Annotated in this window: 21 protein-coding genes; 10 read left to right on the forward strand and 11 right to left on the reverse strand. The window is 39.3% G+C overall.

The window, feature by feature from the left end:
* Nucleotides 1–44: 44 nt before the first annotated feature.
* Nucleotides 45–914: a bifunctional 5,10-methylenetetrahydrofolate dehydrogenase/5,10-methenyltetrahydrofolate cyclohydrolase gene (locus JUE95_RS00690; protein ID WP_268920896.1), complete on the reverse strand. Its 870-nt coding sequence runs from the start codon at nucleotides 912–914 to the stop codon at nucleotides 45–47.
* A 391-nt stretch (nucleotides 915–1,305) separates the two neighbouring features.
* Between JUE95_RS00690 and JUE95_RS00695 the strand changes: the two genes are divergently transcribed.
* From JUE95_RS00695 to xerS, 3 genes are all read left to right on the forward strand, one after another.
* Nucleotides 1,306–1,950 carry a phosphatase PAP2 family protein gene (locus JUE95_RS00695; protein WP_203648447.1) on the forward strand — a complete coding sequence of 215 codons (645 nt, stop codon included), beginning with the start codon at nucleotides 1,306–1,308 and terminating at the stop codon, nucleotides 1,948–1,950.
* Between the two features lie 24 nt (nucleotides 1,951–1,974).
* The gene (locus JUE95_RS00700) at nucleotides 1,975–3,945 is read left to right on the forward strand and encodes a glycosyltransferase-like membrane protein (protein WP_203648448.1); all 1,971 of its coding nucleotides are present in this window, start codon (nucleotides 1,975–1,977) and stop codon (nucleotides 3,943–3,945) included.
* Between the two features lie 64 nt (nucleotides 3,946–4,009).
* The gene (gene xerS / locus JUE95_RS00705; RefSeq protein WP_203648449.1) at nucleotides 4,010–5,095 is read left to right on the forward strand and encodes a tyrosine recombinase XerS; all 1,086 of its coding nucleotides are present in this window, start codon (nucleotides 4,010–4,012) and stop codon (nucleotides 5,093–5,095) included.
* Between the two features lie 216 nt (nucleotides 5,096–5,311).
* Here xerS and JUE95_RS00710 read toward each other — a convergent pair whose 3' ends face one another.
* Complete coding sequence (locus tag JUE95_RS00710) at nucleotides 5,312–5,890, reverse strand: TetR/AcrR family transcriptional regulator (protein ID WP_203648450.1); 579 nt, start codon at nucleotides 5,888–5,890, stop codon at nucleotides 5,312–5,314.
* A gap of 155 nt (nucleotides 5,891–6,045) precedes the next feature.
* Here JUE95_RS00710 and JUE95_RS00715 point away from each other — a divergent pair, with 155 nt between their 5' ends.
* Together JUE95_RS00715 and JUE95_RS00720 are read left to right on the forward strand one after the other, a co-directional pair.
* On the forward strand, nucleotides 6,046–6,801 hold the full coding sequence (locus tag JUE95_RS00715; protein WP_203648451.1) for an SDR family NAD(P)-dependent oxidoreductase: 756 nt from the start codon (nucleotides 6,046–6,048) through the stop codon (nucleotides 6,799–6,801).
* A 766-nt stretch (nucleotides 6,802–7,567) separates the two neighbouring features.
* On the forward strand, nucleotides 7,568–7,852 hold the full coding sequence (locus JUE95_RS00720; RefSeq protein ID WP_203648452.1) for a helix-turn-helix domain-containing protein: 285 nt from the start codon (nucleotides 7,568–7,570) through the stop codon (nucleotides 7,850–7,852).
* A 98-nt stretch (nucleotides 7,853–7,950) separates the two neighbouring features.
* Here the strand turns inward: JUE95_RS00720 and JUE95_RS00725 are convergent, their stop codons facing one another.
* From JUE95_RS00725 to JUE95_RS00735, 3 genes are all read right to left on the reverse strand, one after another.
* Entirely contained in the window at nucleotides 7,951–9,153 is a 1,203-nt protein-coding gene (locus JUE95_RS00725; RefSeq protein ID WP_203648453.1) for an ATP-binding protein, read from the reverse strand.
* A 262-nt stretch (nucleotides 9,154–9,415) separates the two neighbouring features.
* Nucleotides 9,416–10,180: a hypothetical protein gene (locus tag JUE95_RS00730; protein ID WP_203648454.1), complete on the reverse strand. Its 765-nt coding sequence runs from the start codon at nucleotides 10,178–10,180 to the stop codon at nucleotides 9,416–9,418.
* A gap of 890 nt (nucleotides 10,181–11,070) precedes the next feature.
* Nucleotides 11,071–11,490 (reverse strand): hypothetical protein, encoded by a 420-nt coding sequence (locus JUE95_RS00735; protein WP_203648455.1) that lies wholly within the window; start codon nucleotides 11,488–11,490, stop codon nucleotides 11,071–11,073.
* Between the two features lie 360 nt (nucleotides 11,491–11,850).
* Between JUE95_RS00735 and JUE95_RS00740 the strand changes: the two genes are divergently transcribed.
* Entirely contained in the window at nucleotides 11,851–12,423 is a 573-nt protein-coding gene (locus JUE95_RS00740) for a TMEM175 family protein (RefSeq protein ID WP_203648457.1), read from the forward strand.
* Between the two features lie 89 nt (nucleotides 12,424–12,512).
* On the opposite strand, the gene JUE95_RS00745 is transcribed toward JUE95_RS00740, so the two are convergent.
* A complete protein-coding gene (locus JUE95_RS00745; protein WP_203648458.1) occupies nucleotides 12,513–13,085 on the reverse strand; it encodes a helix-turn-helix transcriptional regulator in 573 nt (190 codons plus the stop codon).
* Nucleotides 13,086–13,165: 80 nt separating this feature from the next.
* A complete protein-coding gene (locus JUE95_RS00750; protein ID WP_203648460.1) occupies nucleotides 13,166–13,915 on the reverse strand; it encodes a helix-turn-helix transcriptional regulator in 750 nt (249 codons plus the stop codon).
* Between the two features lie 320 nt (nucleotides 13,916–14,235).
* Between JUE95_RS00750 and JUE95_RS00755 the strand changes: the two genes are divergently transcribed.
* The 4 genes from JUE95_RS00755 (at nucleotide 14,236) to JUE95_RS00770 (ending at nucleotide 18,218) form a co-directional block, all read left to right on the forward strand.
* Entirely contained in the window at nucleotides 14,236–15,162 is a 927-nt protein-coding gene (locus JUE95_RS00755; RefSeq protein ID WP_203648461.1) for an ABC transporter ATP-binding protein, read from the forward strand.
* The gene (locus JUE95_RS00760) at nucleotides 15,155–15,943 is read left to right on the forward strand and encodes a hypothetical protein (protein WP_203648463.1); all 789 of its coding nucleotides are present in this window, start codon (nucleotides 15,155–15,157) and stop codon (nucleotides 15,941–15,943) included. Before JUE95_RS00755 ends, JUE95_RS00760 begins: the two co-directional genes overlap by 8 nt.
* A gap of 287 nt (nucleotides 15,944–16,230) precedes the next feature.
* On the forward strand, nucleotides 16,231–16,938 hold the full coding sequence (locus tag JUE95_RS00765) for a LytR/AlgR family response regulator transcription factor (RefSeq protein WP_203648464.1): 708 nt from the start codon (nucleotides 16,231–16,233) through the stop codon (nucleotides 16,936–16,938).
* A complete protein-coding gene (locus JUE95_RS00770) occupies nucleotides 16,935–18,218 on the forward strand; it encodes a sensor histidine kinase (protein ID WP_203648466.1) in 1,284 nt (427 codons plus the stop codon). Before JUE95_RS00765 ends, JUE95_RS00770 begins: the two co-directional genes overlap by 4 nt.
* 86 nt (nucleotides 18,219–18,304) lie before the next feature.
* Here the strand turns inward: JUE95_RS00770 and JUE95_RS00775 are convergent, their stop codons facing one another.
* The 4 genes from JUE95_RS00775 to JUE95_RS00790 all read right to left on the reverse strand — a co-directional run bounded on the left by JUE95_RS00775 (nucleotide 18,305) and on the right by JUE95_RS00790 (nucleotide 21,611).
* Complete coding sequence (locus JUE95_RS00775; protein WP_203648468.1) at nucleotides 18,305–19,006, reverse strand: hypothetical protein; 702 nt, start codon at nucleotides 19,004–19,006, stop codon at nucleotides 18,305–18,307.
* A gap of 31 nt (nucleotides 19,007–19,037) precedes the next feature.
* On the reverse strand, nucleotides 19,038–19,763 hold the full coding sequence (locus JUE95_RS00780; protein ID WP_203648470.1) for an ABC transporter ATP-binding protein: 726 nt from the start codon (nucleotides 19,761–19,763) through the stop codon (nucleotides 19,038–19,040).
* A 265-nt stretch (nucleotides 19,764–20,028) separates the two neighbouring features.
* Complete coding sequence (locus tag JUE95_RS00785) at nucleotides 20,029–20,943, reverse strand: sensor histidine kinase (protein WP_203648472.1); 915 nt, start codon at nucleotides 20,941–20,943, stop codon at nucleotides 20,029–20,031.
* Nucleotides 20,940–21,611 carry a response regulator transcription factor gene (locus JUE95_RS00790; RefSeq protein WP_203648473.1) on the reverse strand — a complete coding sequence of 224 codons (672 nt, stop codon included), beginning with the start codon at nucleotides 21,609–21,611 and terminating at the stop codon, nucleotides 20,940–20,942. The genes JUE95_RS00785 and JUE95_RS00790 overlap by 4 nt, the downstream gene beginning before the upstream one ends.
* Nucleotides 21,612–21,713: the final 102 nt, after the last annotated feature.

The raw sequence follows: 21,713 nt of genomic DNA on the forward strand, positions 1-21,713 counted from the left end.
GACAACGAAAACTAGACGTTATTTTACTTTCATATGATTAACAGTTATCTAACAGTTTCAAGCGTTCGGTGATTAGCAATCTTAGCCAGCTCAAGTGTCTGCTGCATTAATGACGTGATCGTCATTGGGCCAACCCCGCCTGGAACGGGTGTAATGGCACCAGCCACATCCTTAGCGTGATCGTAATCAACGTCCCCCACCAGCTTGCCGTTTTCATCACGGTCCATACCGACATCAATAACGGTGGCACCTGGTTTGATGTCACCTGCCTTAATCAAGTGAGCGACACCGGTGGCGACAATCAAAATATCTGCTGTGCGGGTGAAAGATGATAAATCCTGCGTGAGAATGTGCGTATAAGATACAGTGGCACCGGCATTTAACAGTAGTGCCCCCATTGGCCTGCCAACAATGTTGGAGTCACCGACAATTACGGCATGCTGACCGGCTGGGTCGATATTGTAATGTGCAAGCATCGTCATGATCCCCTTAGGCGTGCATGATACCGGATAGTGTTCATGACTATTGTTGAAGAGTTTACCGACGTTTTCAGGACTAAAACCGTCCACGTCTTTTTCGATGGCAATAGCACGGATAATCGCGTTTTCTTCGATCTGTTTTGGTAATGGTAATTGCACCAAGATACCATGAACGGTGTCATCTTGGTTATACTGGTCAATTAGCGCCAACAACTCAGCCTGCGTGAAGTCTTCTGGCCGGCGCTCGATGATTGAAGTGATGCCAAGCTTAATGGCCTTACGGTGCTTGTTTCGGACGTAAATTTGACTAGCCGGATCGTGGCCTACAATAATGACCACTAATTTTGGTTCGATGCCCACTTTATGCAGGGCTTGAACTTCGGCTTTCATGCTGCTGTCCATCTGATTGGATAATCCTTTACCATCAATAATCAATCTGTTCTCCACCCTTTCGGATTCTACGGTAAATATAGTCTCTCTTATGATTAAAATAAAGCATTTTGTTTAAAATAAGAACTTTATAATAATTCATAGCTTTAATATTCGTATTATAACTGATTTTTCATGAAATTTATCTGTTATCACACTAAAATTTCTTTAATATTTGGAAAAGAATGTTAATTTTCATATGCAGTCTGTCAATTTTTACAAATTTTAGGCTAAGATTAAGCTATTCGTTAGCTGCATTCTGCAAATTATAAACTATTTCGGCACTTTTGTGGATTATTTTACCTTAATTTTATGAGTGGTTAATGGTTGAAAAATCTGGCCCCGCATAGGACTATAAATAAGGCGGTAGATTTTTAATACGGAGGTAATTGATACTATGCGAATACGGCAGCAAGCCAACCGCTATTGGTGGTTAATAATACTATTTGCCTGGCTGAGCTTTTTGATTTTAGCAATCGGTGTCCATCTCCATGCCAGTTGGGTGACACATTTTGACCAGGGATTGCAGCAAATGAGTGTAACCGTTCGAGAACCGAGTCGGACTGCCTTTTTTAAATGGTTTGCTCTTTTAGGAACACCAACAGCTAACGTCATCGTTTGTTTAGGTATCGCGGCGGGTCTTTGGCTGCACCATCACCACTTTGCTGCTGGCTGGGTACTGACCGCCCAGGTTGGTGTTAACATTCTTACCGCCATTTTTAAAACGATCATGCTGCGCGCACGACCGATTCATAAGCTAGCGGTACAAGGCGGTTATAGCTTTCCCAGCGGGCACACTACTTCCACAGCGACCATGGTACTGGTGTTGCTGTTGATCGTCGTCCCGCTATGCAGACAAGCCTTCTGGCGATACCTGCTGGGATTGATCAGCCTTAGTTGGCTGGCACTGATGGGGTTCGACCGCATTTATTTATTTGTTCACTATCCAAGTGATGTATTAGCCGGCCTATGTTTAGCTTTGGGCTGGTGGGGGATTCTTCGACTGGCATTTGGCCGAGTCATACCAAATCAACAAGAATAATGATTATTAGGAGTACACTACACCATGCGAATTAAGAAAGTAAGTATTACATCGATTTTAGCTTTAATATTAGGCTTTGCGATGATCATCGGAATCATTTCAAACCTGCTGCGGCCCTTCGACATCAAAGCGACCTGTTTGGTTTTGATTGGCTGTTTAACAATCTGGTATTTAAAACCGCTTTACCTTAAATGGGACGCATCGTTATCCGAAAAAACGGTGACAAGGATTATAACCTTGATTTTTATTGCGATTATGATCGTTCAGTTACTGGTCCTTCGTTTCCTACCAACCTCTGTTTACCACGATCCATTCCGGGTACTTGTCCAAGCTGAACAGCTTAGCCACGGTAACCTGAGCTGGAACGATTCGCTATATTTTTGGCGGTTCCCCAACAACGTTTCACTAACTGTTTTACTGAGCTATTGGCTTAAACTGATGAACTTCCTTCATATGGATACTTACTGGGGCATCCATTTATTATCCTTTATTTTGCTTGATATCTTTATTTTTGCTATTTTACGTTCGGTTCGGCGTTTAAGCCACCAGTACGGTGCCGCTTTATTAGCAGCAATGTTCTTTTTGGTTAGTCCGTTTGCGTATACTTATTACTTACAGGTTTTCTATTCCGACTTGCCCACACTGCTTTGTTTAGCAATCGTATTTAACGTCTTAATTGGCTGGTCGTCGTTTAATCGGACTAAGAAAATCGTGACGGGTATTGGTTTAGTGCTGTCAGTGATTGTCGGCGAAGTGGTTAAACCAAACCTAATTGTTTTACTGGTGGCTGTCTCGCTAGTCGGTATCTGGTTACTGATTAAAAATCGTCAGCAGTTAAAAATGATCAAAATGCCGCTGATTCTTATTGTTCTAGGCTTTGTTTTAGCAGTTCCAACGGCTGCCGGGCTAAAGTCAGCTGGTCATTTCAAAAATAATAATGAGTATGCCTTTCCAACCGCACACTGGATTTGGATGAGCTATAACCCCAGAACTACCGGCAGGTATAGTTTTAGCGATGTTCAGACTCTCAGTTCGATTCAGGGTAAGCAGGCTAAACAAGAATACTTGAAAAAGGCCTTACCGGAGCGGCTGGAGCAATTAGGCCCCCGGGGTATCATTAAGCGCTGGTTTGTGAAGGCCAGCATTCTGCTAAACGTTTCCTTTATGCCAAATGCCTATTCCGGTGGTTTTATTGCCGCGCCGAAGCTCTATCAGAAATTTGAACTGCAGCTTTCAGCAATCGGTATGATCGTCATGCGAATCGGTTTTACCCTACTCTACGCTGAAACCTTTTTCCGCTGCCTGAGATTGTGGAAAAGACGCTTTCAATCCACGGATGATCCACGGATTATGCTCACTATTTTGACTGCTTTAGGCTATCTTGCCTTTCACACCCTTTTATGGGAAACCGAAAGCCGTTATGGCCAGGTTATGATTCCGTTGCTGGGGATCCTCTGCTCCATTCCGAGTTTGGCGCTTGAATCCGAACGACGAATCCGGCAGCGGACGAAACGAGAGGGCTGGTTTACTTTAGGTGCCATAGTAGTGGCTTTAGCTGCATTTGTGACTGCGCCGACGCTTTATAGTGCTAGAGGCCATTATGTTGCTGAACAGCAGAGTCAGTTGTCCCTGCAATTTGACGCTAAAAAAACTAAGATCCATCCCTATGACACGTTGAGCCAGCAAGTTAAGCTGAATCACACCGCACGGCACTTCGACGTTTCTTTGAACCCAGCTGCTGAGTTTAGTGGTGTATTAATCAACGAACAGACTCATCAGCATTACGAACTAAAGCGAACGTATAATGCCCTCACACTGAAACGGACTTTGCCAGAAGGCATGTATCGAATTCAGCTCAGAAATGATTTGCAGCGGTCACAGTCTGTCCTGATTACGAAGACAATGTCATACCGCTTAGCCCCTTATCCGCTGGAAATCGATCAGCATAAGTACCCATACTGGTCTTTCGTTTATACCTTTTCCCGTGCTAAGTGATTCTTGATGGCATTCATGGTACAATTAGAACGTATGTTCTTTAACTTTAAAGGAGGATTGTAACGTGGATCAAGCCACCTATGTTGCCCACAATGAAAAACTAGTCGCCCAGCTGCCAGATTACGTTGGTGACTACTATTTAGCTAAATCTGCTGTGCCTTTATCACCGGCCACCTTGTATCAGTATCTAAACGAATTTAAACGGTTCTTTGAATGGCTGATTGAAGCTGGCGTGTCCCCTGCTAAGTCGGTTAAACAAATTGGTTTAAAAGAGCTTGAACACCTGAAAAAACAAGATGTTGAGCTATACAAATCGTATTTGTTAAACCGCGGTAAACAAACTTCTCAACATCCGCAAGGCGCGTTATCCCACCGCACAGTTAACCGGTCCTTAAACGCCCTATCAGCACTGTTCCGTTTTCTAACTGCAGAATCGGAAAATAGTGACGGCGAACCCTATTTTTACCGCAACGTGATGAAAAAGATTTCCTTGGTACAAGATAATGAAACCTATGCCACCCGTGCAAGCCACATTAAAGATCAGCTGATGTTAGGTGATCAGGATAAAGCCTACTTGAACTTCATCCAGGATGAGTATGGTCAGCAGCTGGATGCCAAACGGCTGCGCTATTATCAGCGTGACCGGGAACGGGATGTGGCTATTAACGCGTTGATGCTGGGAACGGGTATTCGGGTCTCTGAGCTGACGAACATGGATGTTGGTCACCTCAGTCTGAAAACAGCCAATGTAACCGTTAGACGTAAAGGTGGTAAGTGGGATTCGGTGCCAATTGCTCGATGGGTGCTGCCCTATATTGCGAGCTACGTGCGCATCCGTAAGTCACGTTATCACGCCACTGCGTCAACACCAGCACTGTTTCTTACTAAGAGCTCTGCTGAGCCCCGCCGAATTACACCAGCGACGGTTGAGTTGTTAGTGGCTAAGTATTCAACTGCCTTCAACCATGTGCGGATCACGCCGCATAAGCTGCGGCATACCCTAGCATCTAAATTGTATCTGGAGACTAAAAATGAGCATTTGGTAGCCACTCAGTTGGGCCAAAGCTCAACGTCGGCTACGGGGCTTTATACCCATATTATTGATACGCAACAGCGTGAGGCGTTGAATCAGTTGCATAATAATAAGTAAAATATTATTGATAAGTAAAAGCCAGATTTCCTTTTTTGAGGAAACCTGGCTTTTCTTAATTTCATCTAGAATATTTTTGCGATTCTTTCCATTCAGGAGCTAGACAAAATGTCATCTCTTTCGGCGGTAACTTTTGCAGTATGGACAAGATTTCATGTGTCGTTTTTGATAATATAATAATTTTTGTGGTGATGTTGTTTAACAATCATCACTAAATTAATTGGCTTTAAAACCCTGTATACCATAGAGAATTGCTAAATATTGATGTGCTACCTTGAGGGTTACAGAATTGTGTTTGACGAAAATCCAGTCCAAAACGATCATAATAGTTGAAAAACAATGCTCAATCAATAAATCAACTGGAATGATATGTTTATCGACAAATGAATCCGTGAAAATATCGTGAGCAATAGTCACCATATATTCGTGCAAACTCCCTTTTAAGAAGCCATCAGAGTTATGTTTTAGTACCGTTTGCAGATAAGCATTATTCTGGTTGATTAACCGATATAAGCGATCAAAGCATTCAATGAGAATTTGATTTTCATCCATATTTTTCACTTCATTCAACCCAATATCATCAACTATCAACGACCAACAATACGCCAATAGGTCGTATTTATCTTCAAAATAATTATAGAAAGTTGAACGTGGATAGTCTGCTGTGTCGCATAGTTCGTTCACTGTAATTTTTTCGAAGGCGGTTCTACTGAGTAACGTTTTCATTGCCTGCGTAAAGGACAGCAATACTCGTTGAGCACTGCGTGTTGCTGTTTGTTTTTGCGTTAGCTTCATTTACATATCCCCCTTGGACAATTTTTTCAGGCTGTCCAACACTGGACAAAACCGAACGATTAGCCCTTGTTGTGATGTTTCAACTCATTGTATCATCATTTACACAGATGTCCATATTTGAACATAAGTGCAAATCAATTAAGGGGAATTCTATTATGCTAACTCAAAATAAAATTGTTTTAATTTCTGGCGGTACTTCTGGTGTTGGTAAAGCTATCGCTAAAAGCTTTGCGTTTAACAAGGCTACTGTCATCATTATTGGTCGCAATGAACAACGTGCAAAAGCTGCGGTAAATGAAATTCAAATGATGACGCATCATAAAAACGTGTCCTATCTTCTTGGTGATTTAACTGATCCACAACAAAATCAAGCAGTTGCCACGGCTTTCAGAGAACAACATGATCATTTAGACGTACTAGTGAACAGTGCTGGAAACATTCCACAAACTAAAACCAGTAACATCAACTTAAATCTCAGAAGTCATTACTGGCTGACTCACAATTTGGAAAATGAACTTGCTGCGTCCGATGATGCTCGTATTTATATCATTACGGGAATGCCACTTGCAATCAAGATTGGCCCAATCTATGAACGTCAAAAAAACATGTTAGACCGTAGCTTATGGCTCTTGACCCATAAAATGCTGTTAGTCAATCTATTAGCGGATGAGTTACAGCCTAAAGGTATTAAAGTTAATGCCCTCTTTCCAGGGGGTGTGAAGTCTGACTTATTGCCGTGGACTAAGAACCTAACCAATGAATCTGTCCCAATTGCTGAGATCATTGCTAGTGCGGATAAATATCAGCATACTACCGGTCAATTCTTTGATGATCAAGGAAAAATAGTGAAGTTAAATCACCGGAAGTACAATGCAAAACGTGCTAGAAAAGCTTTGGAGAAATATTTGTAATTTAACGATATTCACCGCTAAATGTTACTAAACTAAAAAGGAATCTCAAATTAATAGGCATGCTAATCATCAAAAAAAATAACCTAACCATGATGGTCAGATTACTTTTTTGATCTATCCACTGAAAATCAGTGATCTTAATTCGTCGGGAATGGACATAATCAAAATACTTATTCTTGGTCACAAAGAAAGTGACCGGAGCAAACACTATTGGCGTTGGTTCTCGATCTACCCTTCTTAACCCTAAAATAAGTTTTCTAGAATTACGCTTTCCTTCGAAAGCTAGCTCTAATCTCATTTCACGATCGTTGGACAAAGAATTCACACTCGTTTCATTTCAAAAAAAGAGCGCAATCATGGATTCGGCCCCATGCAGCAAACGCTAGGATAACCCACCCGCGGGGGAACGTGGCGCACTCATTTCCACTTATCGTTCATTATCACTTCGAGTAAACAAATTGTCAACTAAAAGCTACAGCCCAAATTTAAGAGATTTAGGTGCTTTTGTTTGTAAAAATAAAGACAAAAAAATTCACTTTTATTATCCCTATTTTGAATACTTTTATATTTTAGGGCTAAACAAAATTCCGGTATTATTTTAGTGAAGTATGTTTGTTCGATCCCTCCCTTGTGGAAAAGAAACGGGAGGCAGAAATTTTGTTTTCTTGATAGCAAATAGGCTATCATATGGATATAGAATCCCAGAAAGCGAAAAGCGGATTGCTCGAAATCGACGAAGCCAGTATTTTGATAAGGAGGATAAGCAATGAGTAAAATTGATGAATATGTTGCTGAAAGAAGCAAAAACAATCCTGAGTTTGCAAAACTCGTTGAGCAAGAAAATATTAACTTAGAGGTTGCGGTTAAAGTACGTGAGCTACGAGAAAATATGGGGATGAGTCAACGTGATTTTGCTAGTCTAATTGGTAAACCTCAATCGACTATTGCTAGAATTGAGAATGGCTCAATGAATGCCTCAACTAAACTATTATCTGAGATTGCCCAGGCAACTAATCAACGGTTAACAATTCAATTTAGTCCGGTTTCTTAAGAACAATGTGAAATTCAAAAAAACCAGGTTTCCCTATTAGAAAAGGAAGTCTGGTTTTTGCACCATTCTAGATACTTTTATGCTTGTCCATACCCGATTCAATAACGCTCATCTTCTAACAACCAGTCGATTACATTAACAACCTCAACCCCATCAATCATCTTAATATCAGGATAGTATTGCTGTGTAATCAGCGTTTTCTTGTAGTTATCAGTAATTTTCAGTAAGTTATCTATCTCATGAGTATTTTGCGGTAATTCGTAGGTAACTTGAATATATCTGAGATCTTCACTTTTTCTCGCAACAAAATCGATCTCTTGCTGATCAATCTTTCCCACATCTACAGCATAACCACGCCGTAACAGTTCGATATACACAATATTTTCTAATTGCCCCGCAAAATTGCCGGGACGCCTACTGATGCCAATGCGTCTCAAGCCAGGATCCACTATAAAGTACTTGCCAGAGGTCTTTAAGTACGCTCTGCCCCTAATATTATATTGTCGAACTCGGTAGAATAGAAACGCGTTCTCAAGTGCAGTCAAATAATTTTCTAACGTATGAACGTTGGTGTTGATACCTTCACTCTTCAAGGTGTTTGCAATCTTCGTCAGATTAACAAGCTGGCCGATATTATCAGTTAGAAAGCTGATTAGAGCTTTCAGAGTTTCCACATCTCGAATGTTCGCTCGTGTGGCCACATCGTTCAAAATAATGGAATCTGATATTCCTTGAAGCATGGTATCTTTTATTGTTTGACCACTCAATACCACTGCTGGGAACCCCCCAAATCGTTCGAAGTTGTCAAAAGCCTTGGGAACTTGCTTAGAGTCCTTATCAACACCAATTGCAGCAAGATATTCTTTAAACGAAAACGGATAGATTCTAATTTCAACATACCTACCGCTAAGTAAAGTAGCCAGTTCACCAGACAGCATTTTGGCGTTTGAGCCAGTAATGACAATATCACAATCATAACTCACCCTAATAGCGTTCACGATCTGTTGCCATTCCGCAACCATTTGAATTTCATCTAACATCACATATTGATGGACGCCTTTTTTTAATTTACTCATTAGCAAATCTCTCAACTGATCTGCGTCCCTAACATTGAGAACTTCTAAACTTTCAAAATTATAATAGATAATGTTTTCGTCTATAATTCCCTGGGCTAACAAATAATCACGATACAACATGAGTAATACAGACTTGCCAGACCTTCTGACACCGGTGATCACTTTAATCATATCGTTATCTTTCAACCTAATTAACTGTTCTAAATATTCCGGTCGTTCAATCATGGTATCACCTCAATTTGAAGTATACTTCATATTATTAGGATTTTCCATAAAATATGAAATATACTTCATATTTTATAAAAATAGTTCAAAATATGAATCATACTTCATATTGCAATGTAATGACAAAAGCCAGGTCTCTTTAGAAAAGGGAATCTGGCTTTTGTCGACTTTTGCACGTTAATTGTCATTTTCTTCCGGTAAATAGCGAATAATGTCACCGGGCTAGCAATCTAATGCCTCACACATTTAGTACCATTCAATCTTACTTTGCTAAGATAATTGTCAGATAAACGCCGGTGCTGGAAAGCATATATGATCCAACATAACCACCCTTAAAATCATTTAAGTGATCAGCGGCATTATAGGTCACAAGCTTATCATTCTTCCAAACCTGAGTGTCTTTACCAAACTGAGTCTTAATCTTTGAAAGTGTTGCTGGTCGGCTTACACCTTTCACATTTAGAATATAGACATCTTTAACATTGAGATCCTTCTGAATCCCAACAGTAGCCTGATAAGCATTAATATCATGGATATTGACGTTCTTGGCGTAAGTATTTAAAGCTGTAGACTCATAGGCTTGTGGAAACAGGGTTGCAATCTGATGAGTGAAAGCGGCATCCTGAGCGAGACTTTGAGCAGTCGGCTTGGTATTAGGGTAAGCTGAGTTAAAACCTTTAGTTAAATAACCATGCCAAACGTAGCCACTAACCGTTTTATTATGATTTTGGACATAGTAATAAACCGCTGTTGTTTTGCCATTGGTCAGCTTAACACTCTTCTGCACATACCAAGTTGTCTTGGGGTAATTCTTTAAATTATGCAACTTCTTAGTGTGGGTACTATTCCACATGTAAACGGATTTAGTTTTACTTACAGCATGATAGACATTACCGTAGTAGGTTTTCGTCTGAATCGTCCGATAGGCTGCACTCGCATTTGCTGTTTGCGTCGTTAAGCCAGCTCCAGCAGTAACTCCCAGTGTTAGCGCAAATGCACCGGCACAAATTTTTAACCATTTTTTCATATTAGTCATGTCCTCTTTGTTATGTTAATTCGCTTAAATTATACTATCTGAATGAATTAAGGATAATATTTTGCTGGTTGTGACACCTAAGTTTAATGTAACCGTATCTATGATTACTTCTAAAGAAACTTAAACCTCCAAATAAGCATACTAAATTGTGCTATCTACATAATTCGACGATGCTGAAGCGCAAAGCATCCTTCAAGATTTGCCCCCTCTATCTTTTTAAAATTTGAATGTCTTGCAGCCTAATTTTCAGTTATGTTAAATCAAACAACCCTCGCGATCCAGATATAAAAAGCCAAGCATTCACCAGTAGTGAAATACCTGACTTCTCATTACACCGTATTTAGTTGGTTTGTTGCGCTAAAATTAAGTTGTTACCGCCAAAACCATCAACCGATACGCCACTTTGTGTTTAATGTGAATAGGCGTGGTAAATGCTGGTTTTTGAGATTAACTAATTGCCCACTATCAAGTGCAAGACAATCTCGATAATCAAGATGAATAGTAGTGCCAGTATCGTGCCTATAAGTATGCATAACAACAAAGGCAACTTAGTTTTACAGAGCCGAGAAGTAAATAAATCTTCCCATATGAAGAAGCTGACTGTCATTAATGCATTTGAAACTCCCCGCGTAGTCCTAGAGAAGTAAGTTAATATTGCCAGCAACAGAAGAATGATTGCAAGAGTATGAACTATAGCAAGACCTTTATGCGTAAATTGATTGGCAAAATTATCTTTGCTTGACTTAAAATCGATAAATATCGTCTCCTAAATTATTGATAACAACAGTAGTATATCATATAGGTGTTTTAGGAGAAAAGCAGGCTTGTGGTTTCACTTTAAGTCGTTAAAAAGCGAACTCAATTTTTTCATTTTAAGATTATTAATTAAAATCACTAGGATTGTGCAGCTTATTTGATAACTGATCATCAGTTCGCCAGGTACCGTAAGAAATAAACGGTAAACCTTTTAGAGATAAACTGTTGCTATTTTTGTATACATACATATCTATCTTATATTTTGGCTTAACTTGATACATTGCATAATGATATGCAATCTGAGAATTATCAGGCGCTTTTTTGTGAAATCCATTCTGCTTCCCACTTACATCGCCTATATGATTTGATAAATACGTGATATCTTTTTTTGTTGAAATACGTTCAATCTTTTTTCCAGAGGCATTATATACAAGTACATAATCATGAGCTTGAGCTGATCGAGCTTTATGAAATATAGAGAATCCAATCAAAATCACGAAGATAGTTAATAGTGCAATTAAACCAATTGTTATATACTTTTTCATCGTATCTCATCCCTTTTGTTTTCAAAACCAATACTCGAATTATCGTCTGATAAATTGATAAAATGTAAAATACCAAAATCGCTTGTTCTTTTATTATATTTCTCTTATAGTCGATAATAATACTTATACTTGATTTTTTCAACTAAAAATTGCTTCTTATAACAGTAAAAACGTGTCATCATAATACATGTTTCTCCTTATTATCTATCCCGCATGCTTAATTACTTTTAAAACTTTTACGTTAAAAGACTTCCTAGCTCAACTAGCTTATCTACAGTTAAACATGATGAGTACGATCCATTTATTGGTTTGTCCCCACCATGCTTTTGTGTTTAAATTAATTTAAACGGGGGAATTTTTATGAACAAAGGACGTTTAGAGGCATTTACCGATGCGGTGATCGCCATTGCAGCCACCATTATGGTGCTGGAACTTCGCCCACCTGAAGGCGTGAGCTTACGGGCGCTTAGTACGGATTGGCCAATTTTACTGGCCTATATTTTCAGTTTTACCCTGATTTACGTGGTGTGGTATTCCCATCACAATATTTTTAATAAGGCGCAAATTATTTCGACTCGGACCTTCTTACTTAACGGACTGTGGCTATTTGCTTTAACCCTGGTGCCCTTTTCAACCGCTTGGGTGGGTCAGCACGTAGCGGATACTTTACCTGAAGTTGTCTACCTCGTCGTTCTGTTGTTGTGGTCAGGTACCTTTCAATTAATGGATATCTCAATAATGAGGGATAATCCTAATATTGTCCGGGATGTCGCTAATCAGCTCAGTGCACGGTTATTATTATACGGTGGCTACGTATTCGGCATCATTTTGGCATTCATTTGGCCGATTGGCTCATTACTAACGGTTGGGGTGATTAGCGCGATGCTTTCAATTGATTTGTTGCGGGTCGCACCCACACCACCTAGTAAATAAGCAATCATAACAAAGACAGCAGTTCTCCTGATCATGATGAGGAGAACTGCTGTCTTTGTATTTCAGACGTATATGACTTTGTTAATGCTTTACTTAGCTAACCAGAATCCCAGCAGAGCCAGTCCTCCAGCACCTACAATAAATAACAGTATGGTGACAGCCAAAACAAGTTGATCTTTAAATTCGTTGTGATGGCGTTCATTTTCATCAATGACTTTATCCTTCTCGAAGGCAACAATCTCACTGTAGGTTTTCAGTTGATGTTGCCCCTTCCAGCGTTCGATTTTAATGCCAGCATACAGAGAAACATTCACCAGTAAAACTGGTAACACTAAACCCCACCACCCCCAAAACTTAATTGACGGTCCAATTGACAACGCACTTAGTCCTAGCATGACAGTCATTAACCAGGCCCACTTGCTGGTGCGTGCGTAGCTTAATTCCCGTTTCATCACCGCCACGTCTCCTTTCAGTAAATCATCCAGAGAAACATTGAATAAAACACTTAACCGCAGCAGATTTTCTATATCTGGGTAACTGTGCCCAGTCTCCCAGTTAGAAATCGTTTGTCTCGACACATACAACTTTGCAGCAAGCTCATCCTGTGTTAGTCCTAATCTTTCTCGGTTAAGTCTAATTTGCCTTTGAATTTCCGTTGTCATCACCTCCTGTTCAATCATAATGTAGCGCAGAGCCGAAATTATTTCAGCCAAATTCGGTTGTCGTTGGTCGTTTAGTGATGTCAAAAAGAGTTGACATGTATTTGCTGAATAGTGTCAGAAATGTGAATCTTCGTTTTGAATTGCTTGAGATTACGGTTATTAGTAGCAGTGTTACCTTTGTTATTCAGCAATGACGTCAACGCATTTAGATTACTGATATACAGGTGATTAATGTCCGCACGCGGTATTATCCTAGCCTCTTTTACGTAACTGCCCTTATGATAAGCCATCACATAGGGATGTTTGAGACCAGGATTCAGTCCGGTAGTTAAGGTCAATTTCGTCCACTCATTCCCCATAGTGTTGTCAGTAAACCATGATGTCCAATAACCTGCAACTTTTTTATTGTCAGGTAATTTTGTATAGCCGACCTTATATGACAAAAATGGATTGACACGATCAATATTGGCAACCCCTTTGTAATAGCCGCACGTTAAGATTCCCATACTAACAATAACGATTAATATTAACCCGCTTAAGGTGTAAGTCCAATTCCGGTAACGTTTCTTTAATTTCACATCATGATCGATCTGGTTAGCCAAAGGCTGGTTCTTAACTTTATCCATAGTAATCTCCTCGTTAAACAGTAGTTTTTCAAGTGAGATATCAAACAGCTGACTTAACGTATGTAAGATTTCCAAACTGGGCATGTTTTTTCCAGTTTCCCAAGTTGAGACTGTTTGCCGCGTCACGTGTAGCCGGTTAGCTAATTCTTCTTGAGTCAGATTGGCTTGCATCCGTAATTGCTTCACATCATCTTTAAAGCTCAAAATCTCACTCCTCCTAAATCGTAATCAAGGCACCAAGTTAATACTAGCAAGAATGCCTTGCTGCCGTCACGCAAGTGTTACTAGCAAAGGCGCAGTCACAAGGATAGACTCCAGAATTTGTACAATACAATAGCGAAAATTAATTTCTCAGATATTCTGTGGCAATCTGAGTATAACGCTAGTACATGTCCGAAAGGCACTGCAATTAAGTAGCCATTTCATACATATACTTTATTTACTAATTAATAAACATTTAAGATTTCAATTAATAATCTATTAACATTAAGCCATTATTCTAAAAGTGTTAGGGGATGATAATCATGGCAGCAATCTTACAACTGCAAAACATCACCAAAACCTTTGGCAAACAGCGGGCTCTAAATCACGTTAATTTAACCATTCAACCGGGTGATATTTACGGTTTAATTGGTAGAAACGGTGCTGGGAAAACGACAATTTTAAAAACAATTGTCCAGTTGCTTTATCCAAATGAAGGTAACATCACACTGTTCGGCGCAACCTCGGGCAAAGATTACACCAAACAACTGAAACGAACCGGCAGCGTTATTGAGACTCCCGTTGCCAATAATCAGTTAACAGCTCGGCAGAATCTGACTTACTACTGCAAAATCAAAGGCATCGTCGATAAAGATGCTATTGATGACGCGCTGAAGTTCGTGGGGCTTACTGATACCGGTAAGAAGAAGTTTAAGGATTTCTCGTTAGGCATGAAACAAAAGTTAGGTTTGGCAATCGCCCTACTTAATAAACCAGACTTCTTGATTCTGGATGAACCTATTAACGGTTTGGATCCCATTGCCATTGCTGATTTCCGTAACTTACTGGTGAAACTCAATCAGACTCAGGGCATGACGATTCTCATTTCCAGTCATATTCTAGAAGAACTTTACCAAATGGCGACTCGCTTTGGCATTATTGATCATGGAACGATTATTAAAGAACTCACTAAAGACGAGTTTGATGCTAAAAGCCGCGAATACATCAAACTGCAAGTTGATCAGCCTCAGCTGGCAGCTACAGTGCTTAATAAGATGGGAATTGAAGATTTCAAAGTCATCGATCAGCAGACGCTGAATATCTATGATTTGTCGCTGGATAACGCGGCATTGGTAGAAATGCTCGTGGCCGCTACTGTCAGTGTCACTACTATCGTCCGTGAGCACATTAACCTTGAAAACTACTTCAAAACAATTGTCGCTGAAAACGAGGTGACTCCAAATGCTTAACATGGCACGGGCTGATATGTATCGTTTATTTCATTCTAAGGGATTTTACATCACCCAAATTCTGATGATCATCGTTGCGACCATTAGTATCCTGACGTCAACAATTGGTATTATCGGCGGTGGCTCTGATGCCCTTTCCAATTTTCAGGCAGCTAATCAAAGAGTTGTCTGGACCGGCGTCCAATGTGTTAAAGCGATGTCTAGTGAAACTAGTGCACTGATTTACTTTATTTTGCCGTTGTTTATCATGACGATTGGTTTCGAATTCTCGAGACAGATTTATCAAAATCCGCTTAGCAGTGGCATGACGCGGCTTAACTACTTTATTTCCAAGTATGTTATCTTCCTGCTGATCTCGGCTTGTCAGGTGATTTTCTATTACCTGTTTATCTTTCTAGCCGGCGGTTTTAAGAACGGCTTCGGTAAAATCACCGGTCATTTCTTAATCAAATTACTTCAAACCTCAAGTATTCAATTACTAGAACTCAGTGCCATTTTTGCCATCTCAACGTTAGTCATGTACCTCTTCTTTTCAACGATTACTGCTGTGGTGACGACCATTATTTTCCCGTTGATCATTACAATTTTGACAGAGATTTTTACCAAGCAGCATTGGCTGAAGTATTTTAGTTTTCAAAACAACGTTGATTCTGCCTATTTTGCCCACTACACATCCGGTCAAATGAATCAGTTGCTTTTGGCCGGATTCGGGACCATTATTGTTTGTTTGGTATTAGCCTTCTTATCTTTTAGAAAGTCTTTTAGAAAGCGCAACTTGTAAACGACTGAAGCGGATGAGGCCTTGTTGAAGTACTACAAAGAAGAGATTTGAAAAAATGGTCTGATTCCTGCGTTCAACGGGGATCAGACCATTTTTATATATGGTAACATGTGGAGATGCGTGCCTAATTAAACTAATTTGAAAACTCACGCAATTTTCTGGCTATCCTTGACACAATAAATACGGAGAAACTATTATCAGGTTATGTTAAACACTATTGTAGTGTACGTAATGACTGAGTTCATGAAATTACAGCAGTATTAGTAATTTTTTGGGGAGATGATGGGATGATTCGAGTAGCAATTTGTGATGACGCTCCAGAAATGACCGGAGAAATTGAGCGAACGCTTGAAGCGTATAATCCCACACTGTTTGACGTATCTGTTTTCTTTACCGCAGAAAAGCTAATTTCATCGTTGCAATCAAACCAATATGACTTCTTTATTCTTGATATTGAATTACCAACATCGTCAGGGATCGATATTGCGAAAGAAATTCGTAAGCACGATTTAAATGTGCCAATCGTTTTCCTGACTAATTTCAGTGAATACATGGAAGATGTTTTCCAAGTTCAAACATTCGACTACATTTTAAAACCGGTAACGAAAGAAAAACTATTCCCAGTTATCAAAAAAATCATCAAATATTTGGATTTAGATGACACCTATTTCTCGTTCACATATAAACGAATTGAGTATAATCTAAGATTTGCAGAAATCGTTTACTTTGAAAAACAAAAACGTACCGTAATTATCCATACGGTACAGCAGACCTTTCAAACTATTATGTCGACACCAGAACTACTGCAAAAATTAAACGATAACTTCGTACAAGTTCATACCTCTTACATTGTAAATATTAATTACATTAAAGAGGTTGGAACGAATCACATTATTTTAACGACAGATTCTGAATCAATGAAAATACCTATTAGTCGGAAATTTAAAACACCTGCAAAAGACGCAATTATTATGAAAATGAGGAGTAAATTATGATCGATACTGTAATCCGATTATTGAGTTTTTTGGTTTACATCTTTTTACTCAACTTCTTTTTTTCGAGTTGGTCAGTAACTAGTCGGCTATCAATTAAACGCATTTTAATCCTTTTAGGGTTAGCTAGTATCGTTTCACTAGCTGCATTTTTTACATCCGACAGTATTGAACCGTTCATTAATATCCTGGTGACACTAATCGCAATGGTGACGATTGCCAGCCAGTATGATGTGTCCAAAAGAGATCTGTTTTTCTGGATGGTAATTCTATTGGCAATTAACTTTATCAGTGAATCAATTTCCCTAGCTGTTTTTGATGCATTACTATCTCCTCAATATGATGCGAAGAATCTATTGTTTGTCATTATCACCACAAGTATTACGATGACGATTGAAATTTTGATATTTTTAGCACTTAAGCTAATCTTTTTCCGACATCATCTTATCCTTGAATCTTTGAGTTGGCCTTCGTTGGTTGCCTTAACTTCCATTCCGGTAATATCCATTATTGTTTTGTTTAGTTTTCTGCTGGCTAAGGTTAATGTTACGATTCAGTCAACTTACTTCGTACTGCTAGTAGCATTGGGTGTTCTCTACATGAACCTTTGTATTCTTTACTTGTATAGCAGTTTCACCAAGCAACTTCGAAAATTAAATCAAATTACATTGCAAAATAAGTCTCTTTCCTATGAACTGAAGTATATTGCGAATTTAAAAAAGTCGCAGGTAAAGTTAGCTTCCATTCGACACGATCTGAAGAATAAATTAATAGTTCTTCGTGGCCTTCTGGAACACAGTCAAATTAATGAAGCTAAAGCTTATCTACAAGAATCAACCGATCAACTTGATGTTCGTCAAAAATTCTATACCCGTGATATGATTTTGAATTACCTGCTGAATGATAAACACGAATTAGCCAGGCAAGCAAATATTAAATTTGAAATCAAAGTACTTCTATCCGAGCAAATCAACGTCAATAAAGATATCCTAGCAGTGTTAATTGGTAATTTAATTGATAACGCCTTGGAGGCATCAAAAAGATTGCCAAATCCAACCGATGCTGCAGTTTCTTTAGTTATTAAACAATTTCAAGATAAGCTTCTGATCGACATTAAGAATCACTACAATCCTGAAGAAGCCGTCACACGTCGTAAACGTAAATCTGACGGACTTGGTACGAGAAATATCAAACGAATTGTCGCTAAATACAACGGGTTATATAAACAGTGGACCGAAGGAAGCAATTATCTGGTAAGCATTATTTTACTAAACGTAAACTAAGAAGCAACCCGTTATTTTCTGGGTAGCTTCTTCTTTAATTTATATAAAGGCGTATCTGCACCTAATATGACACGCTACTTCAAACACTAAAGTGCCTCACTCTTATCAATTTCATTCCCCATACTGATGCAGATCATGGTGGCAATTACAATTAGTGCAACTGCAATCAGTAGTGATACGAATTCATACGACATTAGTGCAATTGCAGCTAAATTTGAAAGGAACACCACAAAAATAATGCTGGCTATAATGCCTTTTACTGTTGAATCAAGCTTAATGCCGATAAAACTAGAAAAAAGGACAACTGCTAGCGTTAAGCAAATACAAACAATCGTTGACACTATAATATTGAGAATGTGTGTAAACGACTGATCCCTAGTTAGAGGTATGACGGTATCCATAATCATAAAAGCCAGATTTGATATTAATAGCCCAACAGCCATTGCTAAACTTATAGATGCAGAAAATGCTTTGGTTTTGGTATAAAAGAGCTCCTTACGGCTAATTGGCAGTAAATATGTTTTGCTTTTATTCATGCCAACGTAGTCATGAACTAAATATCGGCCAGCTAGTACAGTCACGTAAATTGCCAGCACACACATTGTTCCAATGGTTGCTAGGGCGAGTACAGCATTATAGTGCGTTAGCATACTGTTGCCATCTTCTGTGTCAAACTTGCCCACTATTGCAAAAAAAGATAGAAATAGTAGTTGTAAACCCCCAGTTGTTAAACCTATGGGTAGTAATATCTTCTTCATACGTGAAAACTCATAGTTGAAATATTCCATTATCAGAACCTCCTAACCTTAATAATTGGTTTTAATTTAACGACACCGTACGGTTAATAAAACTGTGGTAAAAGCCCATTAATCCATCGGGAAATTCTCCATTAATTTCGGTGATACTTTTGAGATAGCTGGTTTGCCCATCCGCCATCACAACAGCATCCGTAATGATGCCATTTAAGTCAGCGAACGAATGGCTGGTTATAATAACAATCTTGTCTTGAGAGTGCTGTTTGATCAGATCTTTGGTTAAAACAACACCGTCAGGATCCAAACCATTAAAAGGTTCATCAAGAATCAAGATTTCGGGCTTATGAGAAATGGCTACTGCTAGTAATAGCCGTTGGCGCATACCCAGCGACAAGTTACCTATCATTTGGTTTTCAGATACGTTCAAGCCAACATTTTCTAAAATTGGCGACCATTTTTGTGGTGCAGTAAGTCCAAAGAAGAAGTAGTGTTCGTCAAGCAGTTCTTTAATAGACAGATCAAAAAGGCTATCAGACTGTGCAAAAACCGAACCAATTTTCTTCAGGAAGTCTGTGCGGGTATCCCGATTTAGCACCAAGTTATCGATGCTAATGTCACCAGTATTTGTGACCAGTAGCCCACAGATACACTTAAGCAATGTCGTTTTGCCGGCACCGTTAGGACCTATTAATCCATAAATACCATTGTTTCCAAAACGTAAATTATCAATACGCAAAATATTTCTGTTGCCAATTGACTTAGTGACGTGATTGATTTTTAGCCGTGTCAAAATTAAACTATCCCCTTTTTACTCCAAAACGGATGAAGGCCTCATGGGTATTTGGAACATGTTTACTATATTCCTAATATTTTAATTTTTTGGCGAGTGCCACGATTAACTGCTTTGATGTAACGAATGACACTAATAAGTTGTTAAATCATGTCAAATTGACCCGCCATGCTGTATTTTTTTACGATTTTAATTTTGAACTCGATATAAAAATTACCCCACAATAGTTAGATTTTTGGTCTAACTATTGTGGGGTAATTCATTATTACGCCCCATCCTTCTTTGGCTGATTAGCTATTTTAAAGGTTACTTGAATCTGAAATCGCAGATTCTTGGTATTCAACCTAACTTGACCGCCCTGCATCCGTGATAGTTCCGCAATAATGTAAAGCCCTAACCCGGCATTTTGTTCGCGATGAGACAGGTCTTCAGTGTAAAACCGGTCTAGCAGCCGATCAAAGTTCTTGATGGGCGTCGTTAACTGATTAGTTGCTGTCAGCTGAACGCCTTGATCGACGTGTTTGAGTTCGATGGTCGCTTTTTGATAGCCATGATCCAAAATATTGCCAAGGATATTCTGCAAAATTCGGGTGGTTGCTTCTTCATCCAGTTGCCACATGATGTTTGGCTCAATCTTTAAATCCGTCATAATTTGCTTTCGTTGCAATGCATCATAGTAATTCAAACAAGTCTGGGTCAGCAGTTTTGACAGATTTAACTGCTTGGGGGTGATCGTGATCCGATTTTCTAGTAGTCGGTTATACAGCAATAACAGATTAAGGTGCTTCGACAACGTCTGCAGGTTTTGATTTAGCTTACTGACCTGTCCGTGCTCAGTTTCCGGCAGATTTTCATTTGTCAATAACAACTGCGAGTATCCGCTGGCAACCGTTAACGGCGTCCTCAAGTCATGCGAAATGTTATGAATCGCCAGATCTAACTGTTGCTGGGTTTGAACTGAATGCTGATGGGTGGCTTGCTGTTTGGCAATCATGTGATTGATTTGCTGGGTCAAAGCCACGACCGCTGGGTTGCGAGTTTTGACTTTCAACTGTTGATTCGTGGTGTGCTGGTTGATGAATTTTAACTGGGTAATCAAAGTTCGGAGATCCATCACTATCAGCAATAAATAGACCAAAACAGCAAGTAGAATAACCAGGATAATTGCTAATGGTATCATGCTAAGCGTACCCCGATCCCCCAGATGGTTTTAATATAGGCACGGTCTGGATCCAGTTTAGATAACTTATTGCGCAAATTACTAAGGTGAACGTTGATCGTATTCTCATCACCCATATAAGGTGTTTGCCAAACTTGTTCGTAAAGTTGTTCTCGGGTAAAAATTTGCCGTGGGTTCATAAACAGCAAGGTTAAGATTGCACATTCTTTTTTCTTCAGCGGGCAGCTTGCAGTCCCCTTTTTAACTACGAACTCCTGTGGGTACAGCGTTAATTGTTGATAAGTGATTGGCTGTTCATCATTTACATCAGCCCCTGTGTGTCGCAACTGTACCATAATTCGCGCTTTTAACACGTTAATATCAAATGGTTTCGTCACGTAATCATTAGCCCCAGCTACCAGTAAATCAGCAATGTCTGTGGTATCATCTAATGCAGTTAGCATGATGATCGGCACTTGCGACGTCTGTCGAATAATTTGCAGGACCTCATCTCCGCTTTTACCAGGTAATAAGCGGTCTAACAGAATCAATGCTACTGGATACTTTTTAAATAGCAGTAAGCCCTCAGTGCCTGAATAAGCACTAATAACTTGGTATTCTGATGACAGCATACTGGTTAACAACCCCTGCATGTCATTGCTATCTTCAACGATCAGAATGGTTTTCATGGTGTTCACCCCTACTCTTTAAAATAAGCTTATGGCATGAAGATGATGAAAACAAGAGTGATTTTGACTGAGTTTTTAAATTCGAAGATTTAGGTTTCGTAG

The sequence above is a fragment of the Secundilactobacillus yichangensis genome (assembly GCF_016861565.1).
Taxonomy (GTDB): Bacteria; Bacillota; Bacilli; order Lactobacillales; family Lactobacillaceae; genus Secundilactobacillus; species Secundilactobacillus yichangensis.